The following is a 2,620-nucleotide window of genomic DNA, read 5'->3' on the forward strand; positions in this document are numbered from 1 at the left end:
TAAAATGGATTTATATAACTTCTTTGCCTTCGTTGAATTTTGAGGTGAAGTGCTGCTGTCCGCAAATAGTGAGAAAAACATCGCATAAGGATACGGAGGTCATGATGAAAAAGTTACTGTGTTTCGTACTATGTAGTGGTCTTATAATGTTTTCTTCTCCAGTGGTGATTACGGCACAATACGATTTGCCGTTAATGGAGGATGCTCTCTATTCTGTATTATTTCCACAAATAAATGCAGCGATTGAAAAACATTATGGAAAACTAAAGCCATATGATTGTCCGAAAATAGTTAGCATAAAAAAACTTTATAGTGGTACATATTTATTTCAAGCAGTAATTGAAGTGACGAAGTATGAATCAGGGATAGGAGGGAAAGTGCTTCCGCCATTTGAAAAAATAAGTATTACGTTTAATAATGAAGAGGGAGAATGGATTGTAACGAAGGTGGCTATAAAGCGTTTACCAAATGATACAAAGCTAAATTGCAAAAAACCAATATAAAAAATTGTTTGACAAATAATTTATTCCTTTGGTATTGTTAATAGCAATATAAGATGTTTGAAAATTGAATAGATTTACCTCATCTACTCTCAAAGGTAGAGGCCGCAATAGGAAAGAGTAAGCTATGGGAGATTTAGTGGAATCTGTGATCATAGATTGAAAGGGACTATTGCCGAAATATAAGAATGACCACATTATTCATATATTGGGACTGCATTGAATAAATGTAGTACTGTCATAAGATTTATTTTTATGGAGAGCTATTTGGAGATGTTGATGCGGTTTCTTATTTGAGAAGATAACAACTAGTTTATTTTTTCAATATACATTATTCCTAATAAGAAACGCGTGTGAACATTGTTCCGCGCGTTTTTTGTTTATCTAAAAGCGTGCTGCAATGAATAGAAGATTGGGGTTATGAGTTTTAGAGGAAATAAGGGAGGAATTAAAATGTATTTACACGGCACAAGTCGGATCAATGAGCAAGGACACTTAGAAATTGGAGGGTGCGATACAACGCAATTAGCAAAAGCATATGGAACGCCACTTTATGTGTACGATGAGGTTGCTATTCGGGAAAAATGTCGCGCATTCCATCGTGCGTTCCAGGAAAGTGGATTTTCTTACCAAGTAGCATATGCAAGTAAGGCGTTCTTGTGCATGGAGATGTGCCGAGTAGCTCGTGAAGAAAATATGTCTTTAGATGTTGTTTCTGGAGGAGAGCTATATACAGCTTTGCAAGCGGGTTTTCCAGCATCTCGTATTCATTTTCACGGAAATAATAAAACGGAAGAAGAGATGATAATGGCCCTGCAAGCAGGCATTGGTTGTTTTGTAGTGGATAATTTCTTTGAGCTAGAAGTATTGCACGATTTAGCAGTGCAGTATGGAAAAATTGTCAGCATATTAATTCGTGTGACACCTGGGGTAGAGGCGCATACACATGAGTATATAACGACAGGGCAAGATGATTCGAAATTTGGTTTTGGGGTTTCTACTGGTCAGGCGATACAGGCGATTCAAATGGCATTAGAGAAGTCAAATTATAACGTGTTAGGTATTCACTCGCACATTGGCTCACAAATTTTCGAGACAGCAGGGTTCGTTCGAGCAATTGAAGTATTACGTAACTTTTTAGAAGAAATAAGAGAACAAACAGGGTATATAGTAACAGTGTTAAATGTTGGCGGAGGGTTTGGAATTCGCTATACGGAATCTGATACACCCCTTACACTTGAAGCGTATGTGCTTGCGGTAACGAATGCGGTGAGGGAACAATTTACAACATGTGAGTATCCCCTTCCTGAAATATGGGTTGAGCCTGGGCGAAGTATTGTTGGCGATGCAGGAACAACGCTTTATACAGTAGGAGCGGTAAAAAATATCCCAGGTATTCGTAAATATGTTTCAGTTGATGGTGGAATGACAGATAATTTAAGACCGGCATTATACGGAGCACGTTATGAGGCGATGCTAGCAAATCGGGGAAATGAAGAAAATGAAGAAGTTGTTTCGATTGCAGGAAAATGTTGTGAGAGCGGAGATATGCTTATTTGGGACATAAATCTTCCGCAAGTTGCATCCTCTGATTTATTGGCAATCTCTTGTACGGGAGCATATGGTTATTCTATGGCGAATAATTATAATCGTATTCGCAGACCAGCTGTAGTATTTGCAAAAGGTGGAACATCACAAATTGTTGTGGAACGTGAAACATATGAAAATATAATTGGAAACGATCGCATACGTATTAAAGAGCTTGTTTAAATGATAAAAGGAGTTGTTCGAATGGAGCAACTTCTTTTAAAATATATATTGGAAAACTAGGAATGAGAAAATCAGAGTTGTGATAAAATACAAAGCTTATCAAGAGAAGCAGAGGGAATTGGTCCTACGAAGCTTAGCAACCTGCTTATAGTAGCAAGGTGCTAAGTCCAGCAAAATGGCATCCATTTTTAAAAGAGCTAGATAGAAAGGTGCATGTGGGATATATAAATCCATTTTAATTTTTCGGCATCTAAATTCCCTGCTATGCAGAATAAAACGGAACTTACACTCGTTTACTCTTTCTGTTTTTTACTTCGCATGTGGCAGAAAAAGGCACTGACCGCTTCTAT

General features: G+C 37.6%; 2 protein-coding genes and 2 riboswitches. Both genes read left to right on the plus strand.

Features of this window, described 5'->3' with window-relative positions:
- Positions 1-104: 104 nt before the first annotated feature.
- Positions 105-503 carry a DUF3888 domain-containing protein gene (locus V7183_RS02805; RefSeq protein ID WP_335358628.1) on the plus strand — a complete coding sequence of 133 codons (399 nt, stop codon included), beginning with the start codon at positions 105-107 and terminating at the stop codon, positions 501-503.
- An 88-nt stretch (positions 504-591) separates the two neighbouring features.
- A riboswitch (Lysine riboswitch) is annotated at positions 592-774 on the plus strand.
- 179 nt (positions 775-953) lie between these two features.
- Positions 954-2,270, plus strand: coding sequence for a diaminopimelate decarboxylase (gene lysA / locus V7183_RS02810; RefSeq protein ID WP_335358629.1), 1,317 nt, complete (start codon positions 954-956; stop codon positions 2,268-2,270).
- A 93-nt stretch (positions 2,271-2,363) separates the two neighbouring features.
- A riboswitch (SAM riboswitch) is annotated at positions 2,364-2,469 on the plus strand.
- The last annotated feature ends 151 nt before the right edge of the window (positions 2,470-2,620 follow it).

The sequence above is a fragment of the Bacillus sp. JJ1127 genome, assembly GCF_036965845.1.
Lineage (GTDB): Bacteria > Bacillota > Bacilli > Bacillales > Bacillaceae_G > Bacillus_A.